General features: G+C 34.7%; 2 protein-coding genes. Both read left to right on the forward strand.

Annotated elements, in window-relative coordinates:
- The first annotated feature begins 321 nt into the window (after positions 1-321).
- Positions 322-702, forward strand: coding sequence for a hypothetical protein (locus A3739_RS01770; protein WP_156493128.1), 381 nt, complete (start codon positions 322-324; stop codon positions 700-702).
- A 321-nt stretch (positions 703-1,023) separates the two neighbouring features.
- The coding region (locus A3739_RS31300) for a DUF5993 family protein (protein ID WP_369821075.1) at positions 1,024-1,131 on the forward strand (108 nt) is incomplete at its 3' end.

Raw genomic sequence — 1,131 nt, forward strand, 5'->3', positions numbered from 1 at the left:
ATGTAAATCTTATTTATGCAAAAGGTAGAAGAGGGAGGACCCACAGATATCGTTGAATACTTTAAATCCCTGATTGAAACCAATTTCTAAGCTTTATCGATAACGTCACAGTGTATATTTTTCTGATCAAGGTACTTTTAATATAGGTAAATAGTGTTGGAACAAAGAGTGTAAAAGAGTGCGCTTACCAGAATTAAATTCAATTTTTGAAAAATCCTAGCACGCATAAGCTGCGCAAGTAGCAAGCTACATCCGATTGTTGGACAAAGTTAAAGCAATGTCATTAATGTGGGCGTTAGTCAAACTCAGGACAACTATTACGTGTCATATAAGATAGGTTGGATTAAAAACGGAGTTTTAGTCGAGTTTGTAGGTGAGACTTCGATAGAAGATATAGATGAGGCGAATCAAAAGCTTTACGAAGACGAGCGCTTGTATTCTTGTTTGTTTGTTGTTTTTAACTTTGATTCAGCAGACCTCTCAAAAGTCACATTAGAACAAGTAAGGATTACGGTCGAAAGTGATAGAAATATCTCTTTAGAGTTCCCTGATCCAATACTTGTTATTACCTCCAATCATCCAATTACAGATGCCCTGATCTTCTACTATCAGTTAACCGCAGAGTCGTTTGATGTAAAGTGGGATATAAAAAGATTTGGTAGTGTAAAAGATGCATTGCGATGGTGTTATGAATTGGCCTAACAAGGTCAGCTAGCATGCCATCTTTCCGTTTTCTTGGTATTTATATTGATAGGTCATTGTAGTTATTTGATCTTACATATGATCCTACGCTAGGTGTTAAGGATGTATTCTTGCAACTTGTTGGTAAGTTTTTTGATGCTAACTTAATCCAAACAAATCAATTATCGAAAAACTAGAAGTAACATAAACTCATTCTTTGAATGGATAAGCGTCTATAATTTTGATCGCTTTATTTCGCACTGGACGTTTGTACTAGGCAATGACTATATTCTTGTAGAGTTAAAACCCTTGAACTCTGTAATTCGGGTTATATAAACCATGATGACACTAATTTTTTTTATTTTGTTTGCTGCAATATTAGCTATATTCTTCGATAAGAAAGCACTGGGAAATGGGCTTTTTGGAGTTGCCTTAATAATCAGTTTATAT

The sequence above is a fragment of the Oleiphilus sp. HI0067 genome (assembly GCF_001635735.1).